The sequence below is a fragment of the Paenibacillus polymyxa genome, assembly GCF_015710975.1.
In the GTDB taxonomy this organism is placed as follows: domain Bacteria; phylum Bacillota; class Bacilli; order Paenibacillales; family Paenibacillaceae; genus Paenibacillus; species Paenibacillus polymyxa.
In genome coordinates this window covers 4,689,852-4,714,709 of record NZ_CP049783.1, presented here as the reverse complement: position 1 = coordinate 4,714,709, position 24,858 = coordinate 4,689,852, and the positions used below count along the sequence as shown (strand labels likewise).

General features: G+C 43.8%; 27 protein-coding genes and 1 riboswitch. Of the genes, 3 read left to right on the top strand and 24 right to left on the bottom strand.

Annotation, left to right across the window (positions count from 1 at the left end; translation table 11 throughout):
- Nucleotides 1-32 precede the first annotated feature (32 nt).
- Nucleotides 33-674, top strand: coding sequence for a thiamine diphosphokinase (locus tag G7035_RS21780; RefSeq protein ID WP_019687409.1), 642 nt, complete (start codon nt 33-35; stop codon nt 672-674).
- A gap of 280 nt (nt 675-954) precedes the next feature.
- The gene (locus G7035_RS21775) at nt 955-1,455 is read left to right on the top strand and encodes a C40 family peptidase (RefSeq protein WP_013371461.1); all 501 of its coding nucleotides are present in this window, start codon (nt 955-957) and stop codon (nt 1,453-1,455) included.
- Between the two features lie 65 nt (nt 1,456-1,520).
- Here G7035_RS21775 and G7035_RS21770 read toward each other — a convergent pair whose 3' ends face one another.
- From G7035_RS21770 to G7035_RS21740, 7 genes are all read right to left on the bottom strand, one after another.
- Nucleotides 1,521-2,213: a response regulator transcription factor gene (locus G7035_RS21770; RefSeq protein WP_016821915.1), complete on the bottom strand. Its 693-nt coding sequence runs from the start codon at nt 2,211-2,213 to the stop codon at nt 1,521-1,523.
- 148 nt (nt 2,214-2,361) lie between these two features.
- Entirely contained in the window at nt 2,362-3,420 is a 1,059-nt protein-coding gene (locus G7035_RS21765) for a ThiF family adenylyltransferase (protein WP_019687410.1), read from the bottom strand.
- Nucleotides 3,417-4,184 carry a thiazole synthase gene (locus G7035_RS21760; RefSeq protein ID WP_019687411.1) on the bottom strand — a complete coding sequence of 256 codons (768 nt, stop codon included), beginning with the start codon at nt 4,182-4,184 and terminating at the stop codon, nt 3,417-3,419. Before G7035_RS21760 ends, G7035_RS21765 begins: the two co-directional genes overlap by 4 nt.
- A 2-nt stretch (nt 4,185-4,186) precedes the next feature.
- Nucleotides 4,187-4,390 carry a sulfur carrier protein ThiS gene (thiS, locus tag G7035_RS21755; protein ID WP_016821918.1) on the bottom strand — a complete coding sequence of 68 codons (204 nt, stop codon included), beginning with the start codon at nt 4,388-4,390 and terminating at the stop codon, nt 4,187-4,189.
- Nucleotides 4,387-5,535, bottom strand: coding sequence for a glycine oxidase ThiO (gene thiO / locus G7035_RS21750; RefSeq protein ID WP_019687412.1), 1,149 nt, complete (start codon nt 5,533-5,535; stop codon nt 4,387-4,389). Before thiO ends, thiS begins: the two co-directional genes overlap by 4 nt.
- A gap of 57 nt (nt 5,536-5,592) precedes the next feature.
- Nucleotides 5,593-6,186 (bottom strand): thiamine phosphate synthase, encoded by a 594-nt coding sequence (locus G7035_RS21745; RefSeq protein WP_016821920.1) that lies wholly within the window; start codon nt 6,184-6,186, stop codon nt 5,593-5,595.
- 316 nt (nt 6,187-6,502) lie between these two features.
- Nucleotides 6,503-6,611: riboswitch (TPP riboswitch) on the bottom strand.
- 85 nt (nt 6,612-6,696) lie between these two features.
- The gene (locus G7035_RS21740; protein WP_013371468.1) at nt 6,697-8,250 is read right to left on the bottom strand and encodes an ABC-F family ATP-binding cassette domain-containing protein; all 1,554 of its coding nucleotides are present in this window, start codon (nt 8,248-8,250) and stop codon (nt 6,697-6,699) included.
- Between the two features lie 202 nt (nt 8,251-8,452).
- Between G7035_RS21740 and G7035_RS27520 the strand changes: the two genes are divergently transcribed.
- Nucleotides 8,453-8,614: a hypothetical protein gene (locus tag G7035_RS27520; RefSeq protein WP_230877331.1), complete on the top strand. Its 162-nt coding sequence runs from the start codon at nt 8,453-8,455 to the stop codon at nt 8,612-8,614.
- A gap of 327 nt (nt 8,615-8,941) precedes the next feature.
- Here G7035_RS27520 and G7035_RS21730 read toward each other — a convergent pair whose 3' ends face one another.
- The 17 genes from G7035_RS21730 to G7035_RS21650 form a co-directional block, all read right to left on the bottom strand.
- The gene (locus G7035_RS21730) at nt 8,942-9,481 is read right to left on the bottom strand and encodes a cupin domain-containing protein (protein ID WP_019687414.1); all 540 of its coding nucleotides are present in this window, start codon (nt 9,479-9,481) and stop codon (nt 8,942-8,944) included.
- A 454-nt stretch (nt 9,482-9,935) separates the two neighbouring features.
- Nucleotides 9,936-10,925: a hypothetical protein gene (locus tag G7035_RS21725; protein WP_019687415.1), complete on the bottom strand. Its 990-nt coding sequence runs from the start codon at nt 10,923-10,925 to the stop codon at nt 9,936-9,938.
- Nucleotides 10,912-11,466 carry a hypothetical protein gene (locus G7035_RS21720; RefSeq protein ID WP_019687416.1) on the bottom strand — a complete coding sequence of 185 codons (555 nt, stop codon included), beginning with the start codon at nt 11,464-11,466 and terminating at the stop codon, nt 10,912-10,914. The genes G7035_RS21725 and G7035_RS21720 overlap by 14 nt, the downstream gene beginning before the upstream one ends.
- A gap of 1 nt (nt 11,467) precedes the next feature.
- A complete protein-coding gene (locus tag G7035_RS21715; protein ID WP_016821929.1) occupies nt 11,468-11,863 on the bottom strand; it encodes a hypothetical protein in 396 nt (131 codons plus the stop codon).
- A 40-nt stretch (nt 11,864-11,903) separates the two neighbouring features.
- Nucleotides 11,904-12,383 carry a hypothetical protein gene (locus tag G7035_RS21710; RefSeq protein ID WP_019687417.1) on the bottom strand — a complete coding sequence of 160 codons (480 nt, stop codon included), beginning with the start codon at nt 12,381-12,383 and terminating at the stop codon, nt 11,904-11,906.
- A 49-nt stretch (nt 12,384-12,432) separates the two neighbouring features.
- Entirely contained in the window at nt 12,433-14,517 is a 2,085-nt protein-coding gene (locus tag G7035_RS21705; protein ID WP_019687418.1) for a hypothetical protein, read from the bottom strand.
- The gene (locus G7035_RS21700; RefSeq protein ID WP_019687419.1) at nt 14,507-16,342 is read right to left on the bottom strand and encodes an ATPase, T2SS/T4P/T4SS family; all 1,836 of its coding nucleotides are present in this window, start codon (nt 16,340-16,342) and stop codon (nt 14,507-14,509) included. Before G7035_RS21700 ends, G7035_RS21705 begins: the two co-directional genes overlap by 11 nt.
- Nucleotides 16,342-17,199 (bottom strand): hypothetical protein, encoded by an 858-nt coding sequence (locus G7035_RS21695; RefSeq protein WP_019687420.1) that lies wholly within the window; start codon nt 17,197-17,199, stop codon nt 16,342-16,344. The genes G7035_RS21700 and G7035_RS21695 overlap by 1 nt, the downstream gene beginning before the upstream one ends.
- The gene (locus G7035_RS21690; protein ID WP_016821935.1) at nt 17,196-17,909 is read right to left on the bottom strand and encodes a hypothetical protein; all 714 of its coding nucleotides are present in this window, start codon (nt 17,907-17,909) and stop codon (nt 17,196-17,198) included. Before G7035_RS21690 ends, G7035_RS21695 begins: the two co-directional genes overlap by 4 nt.
- 22 nt (nt 17,910-17,931) lie before the next feature.
- Nucleotides 17,932-18,909 carry an SAF domain-containing protein gene (locus G7035_RS21685; protein WP_019687421.1) on the bottom strand — a complete coding sequence of 326 codons (978 nt, stop codon included), beginning with the start codon at nt 18,907-18,909 and terminating at the stop codon, nt 17,932-17,934.
- Nucleotides 18,910-18,949: 40 nt separating this feature from the next.
- Nucleotides 18,950-20,443, bottom strand: a complete 1,494-nt coding sequence (locus G7035_RS21680) for a serine/threonine protein kinase (RefSeq protein ID WP_019687422.1) — start codon at nt 20,441-20,443, stop codon at nt 18,950-18,952.
- 178 nt (nt 20,444-20,621) lie between these two features.
- Nucleotides 20,622-21,680: a 23S rRNA (cytidine(2498)-2'-O)-methyltransferase RlmM gene (locus tag G7035_RS21675; RefSeq protein WP_019687423.1), complete on the bottom strand. Its 1,059-nt coding sequence runs from the start codon at nt 21,678-21,680 to the stop codon at nt 20,622-20,624.
- A 22-nt stretch (nt 21,681-21,702) separates the two neighbouring features.
- The gene (locus G7035_RS21670) at nt 21,703-22,476 is read right to left on the bottom strand and encodes an ABC transporter ATP-binding protein (RefSeq protein WP_017427705.1); all 774 of its coding nucleotides are present in this window, start codon (nt 22,474-22,476) and stop codon (nt 21,703-21,705) included.
- Complete coding sequence (locus tag G7035_RS21665) at nt 22,473-22,787, bottom strand: thioredoxin family protein (RefSeq protein WP_016821940.1); 315 nt, start codon at nt 22,785-22,787, stop codon at nt 22,473-22,475. The genes G7035_RS21670 and G7035_RS21665 overlap by 4 nt, the downstream gene beginning before the upstream one ends.
- The gene (locus G7035_RS21660; protein WP_016821941.1) at nt 22,784-23,122 is read right to left on the bottom strand and encodes a cyclic-phosphate processing receiver domain-containing protein; all 339 of its coding nucleotides are present in this window, start codon (nt 23,120-23,122) and stop codon (nt 22,784-22,786) included. Before G7035_RS21660 ends, G7035_RS21665 begins: the two co-directional genes overlap by 4 nt.
- Nucleotides 23,123-23,200: 78 nt before the next feature.
- Nucleotides 23,201-24,049, bottom strand: a complete 849-nt coding sequence (locus G7035_RS21655) for a deoxyribonuclease IV (protein WP_029515048.1) — start codon at nt 24,047-24,049, stop codon at nt 23,201-23,203.
- The gene (locus G7035_RS21650; protein ID WP_026065468.1) at nt 24,039-24,857 is read right to left on the bottom strand and encodes an Fpg/Nei family DNA glycosylase; all 819 of its coding nucleotides are present in this window, start codon (nt 24,855-24,857) and stop codon (nt 24,039-24,041) included. Before G7035_RS21650 ends, G7035_RS21655 begins: the two co-directional genes overlap by 11 nt.
- Between the last annotated feature and the right edge of the window lies 1 nt (nt 24,858).

The window sequence follows — 24,858 nt, the reverse complement described above, 5'->3', positions numbered from 1 at the left end:
GGGACCGTATGCAGAAAGAAAGGATGTTGGATATGACGAAAAAACGAGCCATTGTATTTTCAGGCGGTCGTCTTAATGAAGAAGATTTACAACAAATACAACCCGATGATTTTATTATAGGTGCAGATAAAGGTGCCCTGTTCCTGATAGAACACGGTATTACGCCTCATGTCTCTGTAGGAGATTTTGATTCGATTACTTCAGAGGAACAAGAAAGGGTAAAATCAGCAAGCCAACGTATGCTTGCGTGTGATCCAGTACTTAAGGACCTAACAGATACAGAACTCGCTTTAGAAATCGCTATGGACGAACAAGCAGATCATGTACTCATGCTCGGTGTGACTGGTACTCGGATGGACCACACATTAGCCAATGTTCAAATATTAGTACGGGCTATGCAGCATCATATTAGTTGCGCTATCATGGACGCACATAATTATATCGAGCTGACCGGATCAACGCTCGAGATCCAGCCTATGGGCTATACATATGCATCGCTGATTCCAATGACCGCCGAAGTAACAGGTATACAACTGGAAGGATTTATGTATCCACTTCATAATGCAACCCTTAAAATGGGACAATCACGTGGTGTTAGCAATAAGCTAACGGCTGCAAAAGGTACAATTTCTATTAAAAGCGGTCTACTACTCGTTATTCAAAGCAAGGATTAATTATGACATTGTTGTAACTATTTCAAAAGTTGTTCACCCACTCAAAACCCTTGATTAACAAGGGTTTTTCCGTTTTCACAGGTTCTAGAATCATTTTATTTTTTACAAATTGTAATTTTTAATCGTTTTTTAATAATTACGACGTAAGCCTTGTCCCTCAAGCATTTGAGAGTAGTTTTCCAACTATTAGGTGGCTTCAAAACTGTTATACTCAACGCTGTCAGTTAGTTAGCAACTCAGCAAATTATTGCACAAATCAATTTTTGGAGGTATTTACAACATGAATATGCATAAAATCATAAAAAAGGTAATTATCGCAGGAGTCGCTGCCACGATCGGCTTTGGTACTTTTGCCATAGAGGGAACAAATACAGCACAAGCTGCTACTGCTACTACTACCGTAGGTCAAAAAGTAATTAACTACGGCAAAAAATATATGGGTACTCCTTATAAGTTTGGAGCTTCCACAAGCACCACACGCAATTTTGACTGTTCTTCTTTCATGAAGCACATATTCAAGAAATACGGAGTCGATTTGCCGCGTACTTCTGTTCAACAATCTAAAGTCGGACATGCCGTATCCAAGGCCAATTTGAAAAAAGGGGACTTAGTTTTCTTTTCAAGCGGTAGCCGTGCCACAGGACGTAACATTACTCACGTAGCAGTATATATGGGCGGGGGTAAAATTTTACACACTTACGGCGGACCTGGGGTGACCATCTCTGATTTAAACTCTGGCAACTGGAAAAGAACATACATTAAAGCACGTCGCGTGCTGTAATGTAACACTCATTTGAAATAGGTAAGCCGGGACGAAAAGTTCCGGCTTTTTTTATATAACTTATGCTATTTTGCTTCGGTTGGCGTTCTGAGTGAATAGCCAATACCTCGTTCCGTTCGAATCATTTTAAACTTTTGTCCTCTATCTACTTTAACCCTTAAATGCCTGATGTACACATCTACTACGTTCGTATCAGCGATATAATCATGTTTCCAAACATCTTTTAAAATTTGCTGCCTGCTGCAAACTTGGTTAAGATGTATTGCCAGATGTAGCAAAAGATCGAATTCTTTTGGAGTTAATTCCAGTTTTCGCTCCCCTCTGCTCACCATTCTGCTTGCAGTGTCTATATGTATATCCCCCGCTTCGATTGCCCTTTTCACATCACGTTCAACACCAAAAATTCGTAATAAATTAGCCACTCTAGCCTGAAGAACTCTAGGATAAAAGGGCACTACCATTACATCATGAGCTCCTTGTTCAAAGCAGGAAACCATATGTGCCTCTTCATCTGATGAAATCATTGCAAGTATCGGGACATGAGGATGGTTCTGCTGCAAAATGCGAATCAAGCCTTGAGTGCCCGCCTGTTCATCTTTAATGTTTAGGAGTAGCAAACTTACAGGATGCTGAGCTATATAAGAGCGTACATCCGACGTATTACGAACATGAACCACCTGATAACCTGCCTGCTCCAATGGACGAACGAATACAGCGGGCGCTTCATTTTCATCCACAAGTACAATTAACGGGCTCATCTTTTTCACCCACCTGGTTTGGACATCGCATTACATATTGGATACGAACAAGTTTGTTATAAGCCATTAAACATATTTGTATTAGTGTAACAAAAAAGCAGAAAATCATTCTCTGAAGAATGGCTTTCTGCTTTAAGGTTTATGGTTTTTAGCCCAAATAACGATGATATAGATTTCTTGCTTTGGCCACGTCCTTTGTCCCATGGATCAGCGCTCTGCCATCTGCAAAAACCACCAAGCGATGCTCTCCCACACTAAAGGAAACCAGATACGAATTCCACTCTACGTTTCCCTCGCCCAATGCTGCAAATCTATCTGCTATCTCTGCGAGATTCAGATATATCCGGTTGGCAGGTCTTATTTGAACGGTATCCCTACCGCACAAAACATCTGTTTTCTGCCGATGAGAGGCCGATAAATAGGGATACGTTGGTTGGCTACCGCAAGAAGGACAATTCGACTTTTTAAGACGATCCACTGCTATTGCTACATATTCATTTTTCCACAAATCAAACGAAAGCAATTTTCCTCTCAAGTCCTCGGGATATCCACCAAGAAGTTTGAAAGCTTCTGTAGTCTGGTTAGCGGTGACCATTTGTACTGCCTGCGGAATAATGCCGGCTGTATCACATGTTTCTCCTCCAAACGGTACAGTTCCCATCAGACAGTGTAGACAAGGTGTTTGACCCGGTAAAAAAGTGTAAGTTACACCGTAGCTACCCACACATCCTCCATAAATCCAAGGAATATGATGCTTGAGAGCCATGTCGTTCATAAGAAGCCGGGTATCGAAGTTATCGGTTGCATCCATCATGAGATCCACTCCCTGGATCAACTCTTCCAGCTCTTCTACCCCAACATCCAAAACATGTGCATGTATGACTGTTTGCGAATTAATATCCTTTAATCTTCGCTGGGCCGCTATTGCTTTGGGACACCTTTGCGCTGCATCACTTTCCTGAAAAAGCTGCTGGCGTTGCAAATTGCTCCATTCCACATAATCCCGGTCTACGAGACTTACCGTACCTACGCCTCCACGAACTAGCGTTTCTGCAATGCCTGTACCCAGCGCTCCAACACCTATGATTAGTACGTGAGAAGAAGCAAGCCGGCGTTGGCCTGCAGGCCCAAAGGGTGCAAACCTTTCCTGTCTGGAATAACGATCAATTTGTGATGTTCCAGCACCGGATTTTTCAGATATCCTCATCCTTGAACCATACCTTCAGTTGGACTGCTCGCTGAAGCATATCGTTTTACAGGTATCATCCCTGCCTCAAAACCATATCTGCCTGCACGCACAGCCAGCTTCATGGCCTCAGCCATTTTCACAGGGTTCTTCGCTCCCGCCACAGCTGTATTTAGCAGAACACCATCTGCTCCCAACTGCATCGCCATTGCTGCGTCACCAGGTGAGCGAATACCTGCATCGACGATAACCGGAACTTCTGCTTGCTCAATAATTAACTCTAATGAAAACGGATTGAGCAAACCATGTCCTGTACCAATCGGTGAGGCACCAGGCATAATGGCATGTACTCCAAGCTCTTGCAGCCTCTTTGCTAGTATCACATCATCCGATATGTAGGGCAGTACGACAAAGCCTTCCTCTAGCAGTTTTTCACTAGCCTTCAACGTTTCAAAAGGGTCAGGCAACAGCGTTTTGTTATCCCCAATGACTTCCACCTTAATCATGTCGCACAAACCAGAGGCTTTTGCCAACTTGGCAATACGGATTGCCTCTTCTGCTGTTGTTGCTCCTGCTGTGTTGGGAAGAAGTGTATACCGGCTCAAATCTAGCGTATCAAGAAAATGTTGCTTATCCCGTTCCTCCAAATTCAGTCTGCGCACAGCGAACGTTAATATTTCCGTCTCAGCAGCCTCTACAGCCTGGGATTGGATATCCAGATCCGAAAATTTCCCTGTTCCCAGCAACAACCTTGAGGTAAATGATGCTTTTCCAATGGTTAACATGATCAACCGCCTCCTACAAAATGTACGATTTCTAGGCAATCTCCATCCTTAAGTACCGTCTCATGATGATCTTCACGGGTCAATATATGCCGATTCAGCTCTACCACTACGGTTTTCACCTTTAAATCAAGTTCATGCAGCAATTGATCCACATGAGTGATTCGATTAGAAATGGTCATGCTCTGTCCGTTAATGATCAGCTTCATAAGCTTTCCTCCTTGAGGAGTTCAGAAGAAAATTTGCTTATTCCAAGTCCAGCCGCATCAGCCCCTTTAAGCATAGCTGCCATCGCTCGCCCAGTCGCATCACTAAGCAAGACACCGTTACGATAATGCCCGACTGCAGCATAGACGCCCTCTACTCCAGGAACAGGGCCAATGAAAGGACGCTCCGCAGCTGCCTGTGGACGTAAGCCCGCCCAAGCACGTATAAAAGAAGCTTCTTGTACACGCGGCAACCAGGCAGATGCACGTACTAACAGTCCTTTTAAGCCTCCTACGGTCACCTCTTTGTCATATTGATGTGGAAGACTCGTAGCCCCAATCCAAAGCTCGTTATTCTGTTTAGGCACGAGGTAAACATCATCGGCATAAATGGTATAATCCAACGGATGGTCCTTCAAGGAGACTGCTACCACTTCACCCTTGACTGGATAAAGAGGATAATCAAATCCAATTTGTTCTAGCAATTTCAAGCTGTCCAAGCCTGCGGCAATCACGACCTGATCGCAGGAAAAAAATCCACTATCCGTTCGCACACCGCAAACTCGGCCGTCCTGTATGATCAGTTCCTCAGCATGAGTTCCAGACCATATTGTTGCTCCCAGCACCGCAGCTGCCCCTGCATAAGCACGGCAAAGCTGAACAGGGGCCACTTGTGTCTCCTTTGATCGGTATATAGCCCCAATTACTTGATCTGCCAAGCCCGGAATCCGTCGAGCCAATTCCCTGGCATCCCACCAAATAGGGCTATCATCCTCTCGGATATTCGCAGCATTCCAGCGTCTCTGGCCCTCTGCTTCTGAACGAAAAGGGGTCACAAAACCTTCTGTACGAAAATCAACTGAAATACCCGATAAACGCTCCAAATCACAGACAAGGTCAGGGAAAGCATCTCGACTTGCGCGAGCAAATCGCGCCAGCTCAAGGTCTGAGAACTCTTCGCTTTCCGCTGCCAGCATTCCCGCCGCTGCTCCTGATGCTCCCTCACCGGGGATCCATCGTTCCAGCATAATTGTACTTCGTCCCTCCTTAGCCACATGATAAGCAATGGCACTGCCGATCACACCTCCGCCTATGACCAAGCATTCTGCGTGTCCTATTGCTTTTTTCTCTGTATGTGTCTTTGACATATGTTCCGTGTCTCCTCTCCGGTGAGCATTCTGCTTTCCCTTCGTCTCGTTTTCTTGCTACAGGTCGTGAACTACAAGATCTACCATTCGCCTATATTCCATCGCTGCTGCAACGGGTGACTCTGCTTCCCATATACCAGACATCACCGCAATTCCGCTTGCTCCGGCATGATAGAGCTCTGGAACATGATGAGGTTGTATGCCTCCCAGCGCTATCACCGGAATGGCCGACAATCTGCAAATGCGTTCAAGCTGTGCTACACCCCGCGGTACAAGACCGGCCTTACAATAGGTCTCATATACATGACCAAATAGTACATAGTCTGCTCCCCCCTGCTCAGCGGTCTGCACCTCCTCCAAGGAATGTACAGACACTCCACAGCGTGTACCCACTGGAAGCAGACTTTTCGCATCCATCACAGATAACCCATTAGCAGGTAGCTGGACAGCTCTTGCCAAGGTAAGTAAAGCTACGTCCATACGGTCATTTACTACAATTTGCTGCAAAGGAACTTCCTGCTCGATCATGCTACGAGTCAAAGAAAGCAAAGCAGAGGCACCCTTCTGTTTCGAACGTGCGTGTACATAATGAATATAAGGACAAATAGCGGCTGCCACTTTGGGTACATCCACACAGGAGACACTTTCCATCGTAATTACGTGTAATTCGATCTCATTTTCACCTCACTTGGACTAAAAAATATAAAATAATCGTATAAGCTGAACTATATTGTTGCAGCTCCCTATTGGGTAATATCATACGGAGCCAGCCACATGTACCAGCAATAATGAAAGGAGATCATATGTAAATCCGTCTACGGAAGCTCGAACAAATGAAGATGAACGAAACGCAAAAAGCCACTTCCCAGAGGAAGTGGCTTGACAAACGTTCAAAATCGAACGGACTATTATATCCGTAAACGTATATCGTTCCCTGCGCAAACAAAAGTAAAGAGCTACTACCTTGTTTGTACAGTACTCACTTCCCTACGCTGGCATAACCCAGATCAGGTACAAAGGGTCCGAAATCCATTTTTTTCGTCTCAGCCGCATGGGCGGCTCCCCTAGTGTGACTATTTTATTGTATCAGCTAAAGATAGCTTAGCATATTTTCCTAATTCTGCAAACCCCACCTTGTGTGAAATCTGTCAGAACTGGATTTTAGTTAACTTTACTAGACCACTCTTCTACATTCCACGTTTTGGTTACCCAATCCTCGTAAAAGTCCGGTTCGTGGGATACAAGCAATACGGTCCCTTTGTATTCCTTCAAAGCGCGTTTGAGTTCATCCTTTGCTTTGACATCCAAGTGGTTGGTAGGCTCATCAAACAGTACCCAGTTGCTCTCACGCATTAACAGTTTACAAAGGCGAACTTTAGCCTGTTCTCCACCACTAAGCGCAGACAAAGGCCGGGTGATATGCTCATTCTTCAAACCACAGCGCGCCAAATGCGCTCGTACTTCATGCTGATTCAAATGCGGAAATTCATTCCATACATCGTCAATCGGTGTAATTTTCTCCGCCTTTACTTCCTGTTCAAAATAAGCAGGCTGCAAGAAATCCCCTTGATAGGTTTTTCCGCTGATTGGAGGTATTTTCCCGAGAATGGTTTTGAGCAACGTAGACTTACCAACACCATTGCAGCCAACAATTGCGATCTTTTCGCCACGTTCGATCGTCATGGACATTTTAGGCAAAAGGGCATGAGTGTAGCCAATTTCAAAATCAATACCCTCAAAAACCGTTTTCCCGCTCGCACGGGCTTCTTTGAACTGAAAGGTTGGCTTTGCAGCTTCTTCAGGCTTATCAATACGTTCGATCCGATCAAGCTGCTTTTCACGGCTTTTTGCACGGCCTGATGTAGATGCGCGCGCTTTATTGCGCTGAATAAAATCTTCCTGTTTCTTAATATATTCCTGCTGCTTCTCATATGCATCAATATGCTGTGCTTTGTTCAGATCCGCCATTTCAAGAAACTTTTCATAGTTAGCTGAATAGCGGGTCATCTTAGCAAATTCAAGATGGTAGATTACATTAACGACTTGGTTCATAAATTCAGTATCATGTGAGATGAGGATAAAAGCATAGGGATAATCCTTCAAATATCGCGTAAGCCATTCAATATGCTCCACATCCAAATAGTTGGTAGGCTCATCCAGCAGCAATACATTTGGCTTTTCCAACAGCAACTTAGCAAGAAGCACCTTTGTCCGTTGCCCACCACTAAGTGCTGCTACATCCCGATCCAGTCCGATGGCAGAGAGACCTAATCCATTCGCCATTTCTTCAACCTTCACATCAATGAGGTAAAAATCCCCCATATCCAATTGCTCTTGAATTTCTCCCATCTGTTCCAGCAAAACTTCCAACTCTTCGGGAGAAGCCTCTCCCATTTTGTCTGTAATTTGCATCATTTCCTTTTCTAGTTCCAACAAAGGAAGAAACGCGTCTTTTAATACATCACGTACTGTTTTACCTGGCGTTAGCTTGGTGTGCTGATCCAGATAGCCATAACGTACACGTGGAGTCCATTCCACTTTGCCTTCATCTTTAAGCAATTTTCCAGTCAGAATGTTCATGAGTGTCGATTTACCAACACCATTTGCTCCTACCAATCCTACACGTTCCCCCGCAAGTAATCGAAAGGAAACATTTTTAAATAACGCACGGTCCCCAAAGTTGTGGGATACATTTTCTACAGTCAATAAACTCATAAGCTGTTTTTGGCTCCTTATTGTCATCGGCACTGCCGAGTGTTCTTATTTCATCAATCTTTCGTTTCTTTCAAAGCTTTATTGTAGCACATTCGGCACCCTTATCGGAACATTGAAAACAGCGAATTTTAAGGTTTTCAGATGGAGTGGCCTAAAAAAAGAAAACCAGCTAATGTTAGTCAAGGGGTCCACCAACATTTTAATGAAAATATACGCTAAGGACATGGCTTATTTTTTTGCCCTCATTGCCCTTATTAATCCGGATTTGAAAGTAGTAGAAATCGACATCGGCCAACTTGATATTGGTCAACTCGCTTCCCAAAAGTCGGTAAATAGCAACGTATTGACAATCAATATGTCTTGAAGGTTTTTCGCTTGCTAAATCATATCGAAGTAGCGCTTAATCTCCTCTTCGGTAGGTACATAAAGAGTTTCTTTGCTTCTTTTGGCAATTTAAGCTTCAAGCTTAGTTCTAAAATGTTGGAACAGCGTTGAAGTTAGTATACATAAGCTTACAATTCCAAATAATGAATACCTTAATAATTGATAAGTTCTAATAACAATTAAAAAACAGAACTCTATGTAGACAGTCCTCATGAGTATCGAAGGAATAATAAAATGGAGAAAATGTAATTATCCCGGCCTGGGTTCCGGACCGGGAAGAAATAAAATAAAATATAATTGGATTTATTTATCTTTCAGCAGACATGGCAATTTCTTTTGATTCATGAACTGTTCCAAATGGATGCTCAGGCGGTGCATAGATAACGTATATCTTAAGGGGCATATTTCCTGTATTAATTACATTGTGCCATTTTCCAGCAGGTATCATAATTGCATAGCCATCATAGGCCATCACTTGAAAATCTAATTGGTCTTTCCTATCCCCCATTTGAACAAGTCCCTGACCTTCTTCAATACGTATGAATTGATCAGTTGTTGGATGAGCTTCTAAACCGATATCATCGCCAACATTAATGCTCATCAGAGTCACTTGTAAATGTTTTCCTGTCCATATAGCGGTACGATAATTTTTGTTTTGTTTTGCAGCCTGGTCAATATTCACTACAAATGGACTTTGTCCATAATCTCTTAATATTGTCTTTTCATAGAGATTACTGTCGTTATTATACCAATTGTAGTATTGAGGATCATAACTCCGATAATTGTAATTACAGCTGTTATACATAGGAATATGCCATGGAAAGTGATGGCATGATTTATGGTACATACTCATTCTCCTTTATTTGATTCAGTGTTTACTTATCATATGCGGCTGCCTATATAAAGGACTAAAAAACCTTCAACAATAGGCAAAAGCCTAATTGATGCCAAGACAAAAATATTCACAAGCGTTTTCGTCCTTCACTTCAAAAGACGTTATTACTTAAAGTTACATTTAATACCATATACTTCCAATTGGTATCATCTTCTTTGGAACTCGCCCGGTAAGTCGAGTATTAAATTCCATTTATTTGACTCACTCTTTAAAAAAGCAGTGACCAAAAAGGCAAAAGACTAGGCTGGCACTGCTTCTATTGGCTATCGGCTTGGCTTGGAGATTCGTCTATTTCTCTGCCCATTTCAAAACAAAGTTCTTCCCGGCTAACGTCATATTAACCTCCTATTAAAACAGGCCAACCTTTTGGTTGACCTAATAATACGAAACCCACCCCGGAGGGTGATTATTTTAAGCTGTTATGATATTGGTACTCAAAATAACCAGCAGCTGCCGCAGATTTTTCATCCGTAAAACGCTCAGTCGCTTGAAAAGGGGTTGGATATGAATCTCTATAAAAATATTTCATTCCAGTACCCGGTTCTATGCCACCAATAATAGATTGCTTTCGGACGACTCTTCCACCACCAAACCCATAGTTATTGTAATACCTGTCTCCAACTGGAATACCTTGGATAAACGCGATCATACCCACATCATCTATTGTGTTATACCACTCCTCTTGTGAAATGAGTGGTAGGGTGAACGTATAGGAAATGCCATTCCGTGCTGCTTTTTCGTTATGGACATTAATCAGTCGAGCCAGATCTTCCTGAATGGTGCGAACAATGGTGGAACGGCGTATTTGCTCAAAGGTTAATGAATTGTTCAGTAACGAAATGGGGGTCTGACCCTCAAGCTCTTTTTGAAACCCCTCCACCCATCTGTGATTCTGCGCATCATAGGCATGTAGATAATTATCCAGGGTGAATCCCACACTATTGCCTGCGGAATCAACATAGGCATAAGGCTTTTTTTCGCTCCACTTGGGGCCTATAACCGCTTGTCCATACGCATCTTTATAGGATGATGAAGCGAACGTATAATAACCATCATAATCCAGTATCACAATAGCTGGTATGTAATTCAATAACGCACGTTGTGCTGCTGTATCCCCATCAGTGCCCATATTAAGGAAGAAAGTGTGCAAGAACGTGGCCAGCGCTTCTTCTTTATCTACACGAAAAAACTTATCTGATCCATATCCGGTCTCGCGTTCCTGACGTTCATTCTGTGAGAGCACAACACCTGCATCCTGAACTGCGGTACGGAGAGCAGACGTATATTTCATTTCTAGCTGCTGTACTTCACGCTGATTCTGCACTCGTAAATCACTAACCACACCAAAGGGCAAAAAGAGTAGGATAAATATAACTGCAAAATCAGTAATCTTCATTCAAAACCATGCCCCCGTAAGAAGCTGAAACTGCCGGCTTATCGTTATCTATTCCACCCAGAAGCCATGATTTGTATAAATCCGCAGGAGTCCGATTCGTATTATATAATCGTACTGTAAAATAATCACCGGCCATCAAGGTATACCGACGTATCTGTTCCGACTTGGGCTGCGAATGATCAGGAAACAGTACAGGTAAGATTTGCGGGTTATAGTAACCATCGTATACAACTTCATAATTACCCAGAAAACTGTCTGGCTTCGCCGCATCTGCATAATTCGGTACATATTTTTTGTGCATATGCTCCAAATCAACTTCGTACGTATTGCCTGTCAGCTCCAGATCACGTACAAAATCGTTATACATCGTCGGTGTAATGTAACCTTTGGTTCTTACCATATCAACAAAATGTACAGTCGAATGATATGTATTTAACCCGGATATATCATCCTGCCGTTCAGCAGCTTGAGCTGCGGGTACGATGTACAAAAGTAATACAGCTAGCAGTGCTCCCAACAGCTTAGATATTGTTTGAACCACTTCAGTCCTCCCCCAATTTCTCAAAACGTACAGATGTTATGTCTCCATTCCCATTACGCTGTGAGTACATGGCATATATAGAGGAAGCATCCAAGGTAGATACATCAGGCTCAAACGGTTCAGAATATACATCGTACTCTGAACCGTCAACTTGAACCGAAATCCCCTCCTGCAAGTTCAAGCGAATGGTCTGAATGACTTGAGTCCCTTTAATCCGTTGCGGCGTCTCCACCCCTATAGTACGGGAGATTCGTCCCTCAGATTGCTCCTCCTGCTGCGACCTTAATTCCAGTGCGCTATCCAGTTGACTGGACAAGTTTGCTGCTGCTGCACATGCGGTTACAAATAGAATAACTGACACACCAAGCCGCAGCATACTTGAAGCGTGATCAGACATGCTCACATCTCCCTTATGACTATTATTCTTGCTGTACTACTTAAGACTGGGTAAACAACAACCCACGTACCACGTTAGATTTGTCTTTAACGATTTCAGCCTTGAATTTACCACTTGGATTTACATATTCATTCTCCTTTTCATTCAGTGTATTCGCGATCTTTCCCGTCTTATCGTTGCCGCCATTCACAGCGCCATACTGCTCACTGTCTGGACTAACGTTCAGAGCATTTCCGTACCACTGTCCTGACATGTTTTTGCCAGTTTTAATTTGAATACCGAACTGGTCCTTTCCTTGAAACTTCCGCAGCGCATTGGTTACCTGGGAGCCGCTAATCGTTGTGCCGTCGTATACCGTAAAAGAGGCTTGAGACAATTCGGTCTGGATATCGGCGAAATTGTTTTGTGCCGTTTTAGTGGCTTCCTGAGCTGAGATAAACAGTATAACTACAATTGTGATTAGTGCGATAGTCAAAAAAATCCCAGCGGCTACCTTTAATGCCGTTGATGCATTATTCATCTTTTTCTCTCCTCAACTAGTAATATTGGTTAAGCATTATTGAACTTACTTACTGAATTTTTTGTATTTGCTCATAATAGCTATCCATTTGAACAAAGCTCATTCCAATCAGTGGAATTACCAAATATAAAAAGATAAGACCATACATTGGGGCAAAACCAATCATCCTCCCCCAGATCGCCTTGCTGTCTATTATTTTTTCATACTCCTGTTTTCTTTGTTCAAAATAGTAGGACATATGGGATTCCAAATCATCAAATGCCTCTCTAATGGTAATTTTACCCAAAGATAAATGGAGCTTGTCCACCAGACGTTGAAATTCCGGCAAAGGTGCTTCTTCTTTCAACAAATCGAGAGCCGCCTCTGGCCCATGTTCATAATGAAGCAGACATTTTTGCAGAGGTCTTTTGAGGATTACTGAAAATCTATTCAGCCACTCCAATATTTCCTCGACAGACATTCGTTCCATAACCCGTAAAATGGAAATAACCGTTTGAAACTGATAGACCTCATGCTTCATGTCCAAATGACGCATTTTCCGTTGCAAATATAATAAAAGTATGGGCATTTGGTAGGCTACATACCCTGCAATCATACTAATCAGTACTTCCCACCACTTTATATATTCTTCATTCCAATCTTTCAGTTTTTGGAGAATTCGATGAGTATTCCTTGATAGCTGCTCGGGAGTAGCTGTGCCATTAGCATAATGTTCTAAAGAAGCGTACGTTCGCTCGTATGTGCTGTCCGCTTTCATGTTCAACATTTGCATGATTTTACGGTCAATCTCACTCTGCTTCAAAGCTTCCTTTTCCTCTGTCGGACTTAAACGTCCAAACATTCGCCCCGATTGTACTGGCGCGTGAAGGATAAGCGTTTTTTCAGCTCCATGTAAAACAAATATAGTACTAATACTAAGCACTAATCCTAAGATAAAAAGAGCAATTCTGCGTATGTAGAGCCACTCGAGCTTTACCTCCGCACCACTTTCCTTTAAGAGTCGGGTTATCTGGAAATAAGATGACATATGCTGCCGAGGAATTAGAGATTCCACCATATTACGAATGATGGGCATACGATATAACCTCTGCTCCCACACCCTCCGCCCTTTACCCGCACGATATCCTGTCTCGTCGGACTGTTGCAGTTTCTGTAACAGAAAGTAGGATAGGATGATAACAATGTAAACGGTCAATTTTGTGATATAACCCAATTTCCCCTGATAAAACTCATCCATGGATGGAAAGCTGGATCTCGCCCATCTCTCGATTGGGGTAGTAAAGAAAACAGGGGCCAGAGCGATCACGTTTAAACTTTTTAGCAGGTAGTCCAGTTTATTTCTCCTCAGCAAGTCCAACTGGATTTCGCGTGCAAGACTGCTTAGCCCCTTTAAATAAATGGAACTACCATCCTCAACCCGATCACCAAACTCCATGACCATATACGAGATACCAGCAAAGGCTTTTAAAAACCGATTTGGAGCTGATTCATAATATCTTTCGAGGGCCTCGTGGGGATCAGCATCTGTCAGCGCCTCATGGATGAGCCGTGCATGTCTTCCAGCCTCTGCCTCTGCTAAATCGGCTGCTTCGGATATGGCTTCTTCCACCATACCGTGCTGATGATAGTGATGACGTACATTGGCGAACAATTCGATCATTTGCCCAAGTAGCCTTTTTTCCATTTGACTAGTGGTCACGTCTATAATAAGGCTGTTGATTACCACTCCGCATAAAACGGCCAATACAGCAAACTCTATTCCTGGTTTCATCATCAATAGCACAACGCCGCTGCAAGCAAAAGCCCCCCAAATGAACAGTATCATCTTCATGGTCTGCAGACGAAGCTTATACTCATCGTATGCATGCTGACCAGCTAGTCGCTTACGTACACTTGTGATGTATCCAGCTGTGATAGGGACCCTCATACACAGCGTATACAATTTATGCATTAAAGTTTGAAGTTCCCGTTGAAGTACCGCTTTTCCCTTTCGTGCTTCCTGTACAGAATAAATTCTACCTCTGAAGACTGCATAGCTCTTATGCTTATGCAACCCATACAAAGCTGTATATAGAACTGCAAATCCCCCACCTGATATAAGCAAAACCCACAATAAAATTTCTTTAAGACTCATAGTCTTCCTCCCAATAGCGGGTCAAAAAACTGCGGAAATCTGCCGCATCGTTTGCATTCATCTGCTCACACATTTCTTCTACACTTTTAGCTGTTAAGGGCTCCATTGGTATATAGCTTCCATTTCGATATTCCATAACATGGCGGTAGCTATAGCTCGATGAAGCATTGGGACCTACATTCGTATGCTCTGGGTTACGCGGTACACATTCTGTGATCCGTTCGATATAACGCCGCCCTTGCGCATCACGCTTGAGATGAACATCAAAGTTAATGACATGCACTACCTGTTCTTCAGCAATACCTTCATGCTGAAATACTCCTGTTTTGAGCAGTGAATTACGAAGTGAAAATACAAGATCACGAAATGTTTTAGCATGGTGAGTAAAAATAGTAAACAAACTAGCAACCTGCGACATTTGAATCATCCAAGCAGCTACTTCATCACTCGCTACTTCGCCTAGAATATTAACGGTTCCATCTGTTTTTTTCTGCAAGTCAAGACCTTGTTGCCCTGAAATGTGATCTGTTTCTCGAAAAGTAAGAATATTACGGCGACTGTAAATGCTGCGTAGATGCAGTTCAAAGGCCATTTCCTGAACGCGAAGCGTATACGAAGCGTAAATATGCTTGACCATCGCCATTAACAATGTTGTCTTACCTGAACCCTGCGCACCTGTAATTGCAGTAATCCGACTGCCTTTCATTAGATATGATAGTAGCTGGATTGGAACATCAGCGTTTTGTCCCCTAATTAACTGTTCGAGCGAAGCGCTTTGAATATCAAATTTACGAACAAAGAAAGCCCATGATTCAGAGAAAGGAGGGCGCACTACTACTACCCGTGATCCATCCTTCATTTCATTGACCTTATAACCATTCGCTTCAGAGAGCTGTCCTGGGTAATTGTATTTGTAAATATTTTGACATACCCTTTTAAGCTCACGTTCCGATCCAAAGGAGAGGAATGAAAGGTGGATAGTTTTACCTTTGTAGAAAATCCATACACTCTCATATCCATTCATTATGGGCGCAGAGGTTTGTTCAAATGCATACCTATCTGAAGGCCACTGTGGTGATGAAGAAATACTCCCTTCCGGCACACCACTTACACCCCCACTTACACCATCGATTCTCTGGTCACGAATATCATCAATGACAGAAAAACCTTTGTAATGTTGATAAATCCGCTGCACAATAATATCCACTTTCTCCATAAAGGAAAGGAAACGGTATTCACAGTCATAGATATAGCGGATATCCTCTGTCGTTACGAAATAGCTTCCATCCTCTTCACCTTGCTGTGAATACCTCATTTCGGCTAAGTCATAAGTATCCAGCAAACGTGATAATGCATCCGCGCCAAATTTCTGCTGATATTGGTAAAAAATAATTTCGAATTGATCTTGTGTGCTAAACAACTCAGGTCTGGAGAATGGCATAACAGTATCGGCGATTTTCTCGTTCAATCCGTAACCGTTAATCAGAAGCTCACTCATCAGATTTTTAACAAAACGTTTATCTCCACTGCTGCCATTGGCACAGTCCTTTAACGCCCTTCGTAGTTCTGCCCTTTGATGGATACGCCGCCTATATTCCTCTTCATGTAATCCGGCATCCGCCATCTGGCTATGACTTAGTTCATGAAGCGCATTTTTGATATACTCTATCAATGTTTCGAATGTGGCATCTTCGCTCTTTGGTTCTACCCGAAGAGCTGAATGTTGCGAGTGAAGATTTCCTTGATATTTAAAAATAATCAGTACGATGCACAGTAGCACAATGCAGGTAATAATTAATCCGTTGAGCATATGAGCGGACAGCATTAAGCGCCCCTCTCCAAAGCCTTGAGCCGAAGATCGGACTCTGCCGCCTCCAGAATAGCTTTGCTAATCTGCCGTATGCTCTGCGCCCATCCTACAGACATAAAAGGCTTACGTTGCTGCTCTTTTCCACTTCGCACCTCGCGTTGCACATGACCAATCACATCCCTGCGGTTCCATGCATCCATAAAGTCGGTGCTGTAAGGGACTGTAAGCAAAGTACCCTTGTAGCCATATCTCCTGCGGATATTCGCTTCATTCGCTTGTGAATGCACATCATATTTTCCAAGGACAACTAATATGGGTAATGACGAATATGTGGATAATGGAGACACAGATTCAAAATAAGCGTCCAACTCACGCATATTCTGAGTGAGCGAAAGAACGGCCAGTTTGGCTTGTGCACATGCTTCATGCTGTACAGCCCCCCAGCCTACTCCACTCCCTGCATCAATCAGCGTTAAATCATAATATTGATTCGCTGTATCAATTACCACTTTTACAAGATCAGGGGAAAGTAGCGGCGGTGCAGCTCCAAAAGCAGAGGTTCCCTCAAGTACATCCAGAGTGTGTTCTAGTACAGGTGTCGTATAGTTACGAATATTTTCTCTAGACAGCGTCCCTCTCAGAACTAAACGTGAAACAGCATCCCAGCCCCCTTCCTGAATCTGTAGACTTGGATTGTCCATGCCATACTCCTGTATAGGAAATCCTGATTCAATACCGGTATGCCTACGGCCCAAATGAGTCAACAAAAGTCTTCCTCTATATAAATTACCTATGGTAATTGCTATTGCTGCCGCTAATGAGCTACTTCCACTCGCTCCCTTAGTGGGGCTCCAAAACAAAATGGTGCTCATGCTCTCCTCCTTTCCGCACGCTTTAGCGCACGACGACTTTCTTTTATCTCCCAACTCATCCATTCTCCAATACAACGGCACAATTCTCTCTTATATATTCTGGATAGAGGTTTTAACAGAAGCTGTTTTTTATGCTCATTTTCCAGCTTTAGAGCAAGCTGTCCTTCATCCCATGGCAGTACATACGGCTCTGGTTGCCATAAGGCAGGAAAGCGATTCATGTATTCCCACAAATACGCCTCCTCCACACCGCAATCCACTGCCTGTATAAATAGCTTGTGAAATACAAGATCTTTGGGAAATCCAGGTTGGCCAAACAAATGCTCAAGCCAATTCTGTCCGCTGTGCATTAGCATGTGGCTATAATCACTGACCCAAACCCGGAGTTCCGAAATTTTCCAAACAGAAATTGGACAAAAATCAGGTAGCTCTACATCCAAAATAACAATGTCATAAGTCTGTTCTGCCTTTTGATCAGCCAGCATACCGATATGCAGATCTTCCCATGCTGTAAATCCAATCGCCACATCGAATCCACAAAACTGTGTAATGGGTAGTGGTTTATCGAGCATTCCTATGCTGTACCGATATTGTCCCCGCAGTGTAGCGTCCACAAGCAGTACCTGTTGGCCTGAAGCTGCCAATACGCTGCTGATGTATAATAAAGTATCGCTTTTGTCACAAAGACCGGCAAATATCCATGTTTTCATACTTCCGTTCCTTTTCTCTCATTTATTTGGCATACGGATCAGAGCTACCACCCTGCGTTATAATCTTCGTTTGTTCTTCGTGGTCCTGTTCCTCACTCCCTGTATCATCAATTCCACTTACTGCATCTTCAATAGTTGTGCCTGCATGCTGAGCTGCAACCTCCTCACTTAGACCTTTTTCCACAGGTGTCGAAATCACATTGTTTGATGAATTAATTGCATTTTCTAGAGAATTTCGTAGCTGCTTTGACAGTTTTTGTTCAGCAACACGGACTAAATTCGGATCACTATTCATTAACGCTAACACCTGTGCATTAGGCGGATAGGTCGGTATAGCCTTGGGCTGAAATTGGGGATCTACATATGTCAGAGCATAGATGGATGCTTTATGCAGATAGGCATCTACAATAGCACTCGAAAGGGATAGTATTTCCTGCTCATTCATAGTAACCCATACGGTTGGGCCTTCTAGCCGAGAAATCTTCTTTTTGGATAATAGAATGTAATCCTGACCTGTTGGAAATTGAATGCGAATATCTACCTCGTCCCCTGGCTTCAGACTGCTGGGCAGTACCACCACTTTTAACTCACGGTTGCGTAGATCCTTAGGTGTGGGTTCATCAGCAGTAATCATAGCTGATGTAAGCACAGCTCCTTTTTTTAATTCTATCTTAGCTGTAGTGCGAGAAACTTCACTTTTATTTGTCAACAAATTAGACGGGGCTTGAGAACCAGGAACCTTAATTCCCTTCAAATCATTAGATGTAATCTGCTCGCCCGGTGAAATGTCACGAACAACCGCCCAGCCTGTTTTCGCAGTCCGTTGCTCTTGTTCATACAGTTTCCATTTCTGCTCTGCCTCCACCTTTGCCTGCTTCCTGATCTCACTCATTTGATGGATATTCACCATAAGGTAGCCCACAAAGATCATGCCTACAATACCCGCGCCAACACAACCTGCGTATATTTTTTGTTTGCTGCTTTTTCTTAGCTTGGACACACAGCTTCTCCCCTACCTCTTTAGATATATACCTGCCTATTTAGTGCTGCTGTTTAAGGAATCTGAAACGTCTTTTCCGAGTGTCTGTAATGACTCCACGAAAAAGCTCGTCCAATACCTGATCCATTTCATCATCCCGTTCGAAAGGATCTGAATGGAACGGCAGCGCAAATACTTTATCGTGATCTAGCTCCTTTCGTAACCTGCGGACAGCTCCCGAGGGTGCCAATGGCAAGCAGTAATTCCATTTGTGTTGCGGATGACGCTGAAGAGATCGGGCTAGACCCGTTATATCCTGAACTCTCCATTCGGCCCCTGAGCCAACAACTAGCGGATAATCGGCTCTCAAAAATTCTTCCAGTCGTTCATTGTCCTGCCCATTCCCCAAGTCCAGTACGATAAATCTGTAGGATCCTCCCAGCAAGGAAATGACATCTGCACGAGATGTTTGCCGCCAATAATGAACTCCATCGACTTCAAAACGCCGACTTGAACTTGCTTGTCCAACAGGTATGCCTTCCACGACTTCTTGCAGTCGGGCAAATGCCTTAGCTGTACTATGCAGCTCAACCAAGGCTACGGAGTGGGTCTTTCGAGCCAAGTAGTGGCTCACTGCAATTGCTGTGTGCGTAGCACCGGAGCCGGAAGACACACCCAACACTGCCACTACCCTTGTTCCAGCATAATCCGATGAAGCATTACTAACAGATTTCCCTGGTTGAGCAGACTGAAAATTAGCACTGCGCCTCAGTTCTCCAATGACCTCCTCAGCAGACTGAAATCGTTCCTCAGGATGATGCCGCAGCAGCTTTCGAATTATCGGAATCAAATGTCGAGGCAATTCCCCGCGAATATACCCTTCAACTCCTGCTGTCCACTCGCTATATTTACCACCTGTACATAGATACAATAGTAACGCCCCTAGACTGTACAGGTCCGAGCGAGCATCCGTCTGTCCTGTTCCATATTGCTCTGGGGCAGCAAAGCCCACTGTGCCCAGCTTTATCGTATCCTGATCCAGCTCGGACTTATAGCTCCTCGCTATCCCAAAATCGATCAGTTTAAATTCCATTTCCGGTGTCAGCATAATATTCGCCGGCTTGAGGTCCCGATAAATGACTGGCAATTGGCGGGTATGCAAATAATCAAGTACATCCAGTACCTGCAGAGCGAATGGAATGATTTGCTCCTGTGGAATACAGCCTTGGTATCCCCTCATGTATGCTTCCAGTGTAATTCCTTCGATGTAGTCCATAACCAGATATACCGCACCAGATGGAGGATATTCAAAAAAATCAACAATCCTCGGTAAACGTGGATGGCTTAGCGAAATCAACATTTCGGCTTCCGTCCGTACAATCTTCATTATTTTTGGATCGGCAATCGACTCCTTCACTGCCCAATGCTTGCCCGGCAGCTTTAAATCTTCGGCCATGAACACGCGGCTCATGCCTCCCGAACCTAACGTACGAATAATTCGGTAACGTTCACCGACAATTGACCCGAACTCTAATTGTGATGGTTGATTCATCATTCTCTTACCTCCCTTCTACAAGCAGACAACGCAAAAAAGGGAAAGCCACCGCAAAATGAAGTCTTCATAATGACATGAAAACAATTTTCGCGGGATGCTTTCCCTTGATTTAATACAAATATTTTTTAAAGGAACAATTTGGATTTATTATATAGCACACTGCATCTATTGTAAAGAATTATTTTCCATACTTGATCATATACAGGGTAATCTCATCTCGGTTATGGAAAAGCTGTTTGGCTCGCTGAATCTGCATGCCGGACTCCTCAAAGGAAGCAATCACATCATGAATAAGCGCCAAGGGCTTTTTATGCATTAGCTTGACTGTTACGATAGCCGTACCACCACTCCGCAAACTATACAGTAAATCAGTAACGAGCCTTGCCATCTGTTTTGGACTCCAACTCATATCACAAACCAGCAGATCGAACGAATTCTCTTTAAATTTGACTTCACTTGCATTTTTACGCAAAAATGTCAGATTGGCGTACTTCATCAGCGATGGCTCCATCTTGGCCGGATCAACCGCTGTAACTTTCAGTCCACGCTCCAGCAAGAAGGAAGTCCATCCACCCGGTGCTGCCCCAATATCCAGTCCCTGATGGAAAGCGCTAAAATCAATGCCGAACGTTGCTTCTGCTTCCAGTAGCTTGAATTTGGCACGCGAGATCTGTCCGTCTTCCTTCTGAAAACGAACTGCACCTCCGCTCCAATCTGATAGGTTGTCCTGAGGATGTGATACGCCTGCGTACCACGTATCTGTATCTGCAAAAATGGACACAATAACATCGGCGCCATGTACTACCAATTCCATAGGTAGATCACTTAATTGTTCACTCAAAGCCAGCTTGAGCGCACCTGCGCTTTCAGCCCAACTGCTATTAGATCCTTTGCGTACTTGCAAAGAAACACGTTGATCTATCAATTCCCTGCGGTTACGGATAAATGCAACCAGACGCTCTTGCACTTGAACCAGATCCGTACCTTCCTCCTGAAAATGAACAGGAAACAAGTGACGTAGAAACATCGGTGGCTGACCTGTAATCGTCTTCACTGCCTCATTTTCTTGCGCAGGTAATGTTGCTAGAAAAATTTCACCAGGTAGAAGCATCGTGCTTTTCACAGAGCCAAATAATCTTCTAAGCTCCTCCTGAGCATAGGGTGCAAAACCATGGTTGGCCGTACAAACAAATCTCGATGTCGACAAAGTGGACTCACTCTGTTCATCTGTATTCATGTATAGTTCCTCCAAAATAACGTTACCCTCCAGCGCACACCCGGATCCAGGGACGTTCTCCATCCCATTCCAGCTCAACTGGAACTTCATAAGTGTGCATAATCAATTCTTTCGTTAAAACTTCTTTTTTCAATCCAGCAGCTGCGACCTTGCCATCCCGAATCAACGCAACATGCGTAAAGAGAGGGACAATCTCCTCAATGTGATGAGTTACATAGACCACTGATAAGTCTCGCTTGCGAAGCCGATCAATCTCGACCAACATCTTTTCCCGTTCAAATAAATCCAATCCGGCACAAGGCTCGTCCATTATCAGTAGGCGAGGTTCAGCCATCAGCGAGCGGGCCAGCATTACCTTTTTACGTTCTCCTTGAGATAAGGTACCTAACGGGTGATGAATCAGATCGCCTAAATTCATACCCTCCAAAAGAGATACGGCTTTTTCTTTTGCCTCCGTCGGAATCTCCTGATAAAAACGCAAAAAAGCATACGCACCTGTAGCTACTACTTCCCAAACGGGATCTTTTAGCGCCAGCTTTTCCAGTAATGTCTGGCTAATGTATCCGATCTGCTTGCGAACTTCCCGCACATCACATTGACCATACGTTTGCCCAAGCACCTCAATCGTACCACGACTTGGAAACATATACCCTGTCATCATTTCCAACAATGTTGTTTTGCCGGAACCATTTCGACCCAGAATAGCCCAATGTTCACCTTCTCGTATTTCTAGGCTTACATCGTCCAAGATACGTCTTTCTTCCCGCTGTAATGTAATGTTCTTCATGGATATCATTCCATCACGCTCCTTATCCTGCTCAGCAAGTGTTCTACAGATTCCATTTTGTAGATGATTTCAGGATTTTTGTTTTCACCATTATATATAAGAAGCGCGGGGACACTGGAAATCCGATACTCCTGAACCAGTTCAGGAATATAGTTAATGTTGCTCTGCACCACTGCTCCTTCGGGGAGCAAATGCTCTGCTACCTCTAACATTCTACGGGCTGCCGCGCATGTTCCGCACATGGGAGTGTATACAAACAAAGCCAGCTTGCATCCCTCCCATATGGCACGGCGTGCTTCTTTTTGTCCGATCTCTTTCATCGCTTAGACTCGTTTATGATCTCTTGCATACGCACCTCAGGAATCGGCCCGTTATGCACAGTGACTCCCTCCGGCTTATTCGCATAAAGCAGTTCATACATGGCTCGCCGCCCCTGCGGACTGGAGGAATGCAAGTAAATTTCACGCGGATATAACTGTTTACTTGCAATAGCAGCAGCTACATCCTTTCCCGTCGGTTGACCCGGACCCAAATCATAATCTAACGATAGTATCGAAATTGGGTATTCATGAAGCAGAAGCAGACACTCATCCGCGTCCCTTGCCAGCTTAAAACCTGGAGGACAAGGTCGATAATCGTCCATAAACAAATACACCAACTTCTCCCCCTTCTTCCCAAAAAAGTAAGCTTACATAAGCCTCTAAGATAACTATTATTTATTTAAAATAATTTTTTACTCCCAGCTTTGAATCATTCGAATGTCCTCCTGATGTGTCCCATCAGGTCCCGCCTCACTCTCCAAAACGACGGGAATACCTCTTACAGCTTCTTGTTCTGTTATCCAGCGCATGCCTTCAATACCAATGTAACCTTGCCCTACGCGCGCATGTCTGTCTTTTTTAGAGCCATACGGGTGTTTGGAATCATTCAAATGAACTCCGTACAGCGCTGACCAATAACCGAGACGGTCCCCTTTTTCAAACAAAGCCTCGTCCACTCCACCGTTCCACAATCCTGCTGCATACGCATGACAAGTATCCAGGCAAAATCCGATACTGCCAGGATCTCGACACAATTGGCGAATTTGGACCATTTCCTCGAGCGTGGTTCCCATGGGACCGTGATCCCCAGCTTGATTTTCAATTAATATTTTAGCATTTCCCTGCCAGCCTTCGAGCACATCATTCAGACAGTTAATAATATTATGATAGCCCTCCAGCGGGTCAGACGAATGCATATGCCCAAAATGAACAACTATCCCCTTCGATCCACAGGCTTCAGCAATATCCAAATCGTTGCGTAATGAAGCAACCATCAACTCATAAAGTTCCTGACCACGTTCGCGACCATGAGCTGGATTAACGGGATAGGGCGAATGAGCAATAGATTGAAGCTGGTGCTCTGAGCAGTAATCTTTACAAGCAGCAGCATCTATGGAGTTCCATTCCTTCAGCTTGAGACTACGAGGATTTTTCGGAAAATATTGAAATGAACGTCCTCCCTGCTCTCGTGCACGTATAGCAGCTTTGGAAAAGCCACCCCGCGTACTCACGTGAGAGCCGATAAGCAATTTAGGCATCATGCTGCTGCACCGGGCAATAAAATGCTTTTTTCCCCGCCAGCTCGACTCTTACAATTTTCCCACCGCTTGGAGATTCTTCTCCTTCACGGTCATATACTCGACACTGATGATCAAAGCCACCTGTGAGCGTGTCTCCCTCCATTAGAGGCATTTCCATATAACCGCCCTCCGCAGTAGCTTCACGAAGTACGGATTGAGTAGCATGATATAGCTTCTCCACTTTTTCTGGGGATTGCACAATATTTTGCACCTTGGAACCCGGTGTAAATCCGGCGATATATGCAATTTCGTCCGAATAGCAATTGCCAATCCCCGAAAAAACCTGCTGGTTTACCAGTGTTGTTTTCAAAATTCCCCGTCGCCCTTTTAGACGTGCTGTAAAATTTTCCAATGTCATACGACGGTCTAACGGATCAGGTCCCAGGTCTGACAAAGCTTCATCTGTTTCTTTAGCCGTCAGCAAGTGCAGATAACCTAAGCGCAGTCCGATAAAATAAAGCTTCGCTCCGCTAAAATCCAATTCGATCTGAACCGTACGGTCTGGACGTTGCTCCTCCGTTCCCAGATACAACAATCCTCCCAACATGAGATGAAGCACAAGCCGTTTACCCGTATTTAAATGAAAAATCAAATGCTTGCCCCGACGCTCTAAATATACAACGGTCGCACCCAGCAATTGCTTCTTAAAGGTTTCCACTTCAGTATTAATGGACTTTTCACGGCTAACCGCCACTCCAGTAATCGGAATGTCCAAAATTTGTTTTGATAATAAGATTCTGTAGTTTTCCATTTCAGGAAGTTCCGGCATA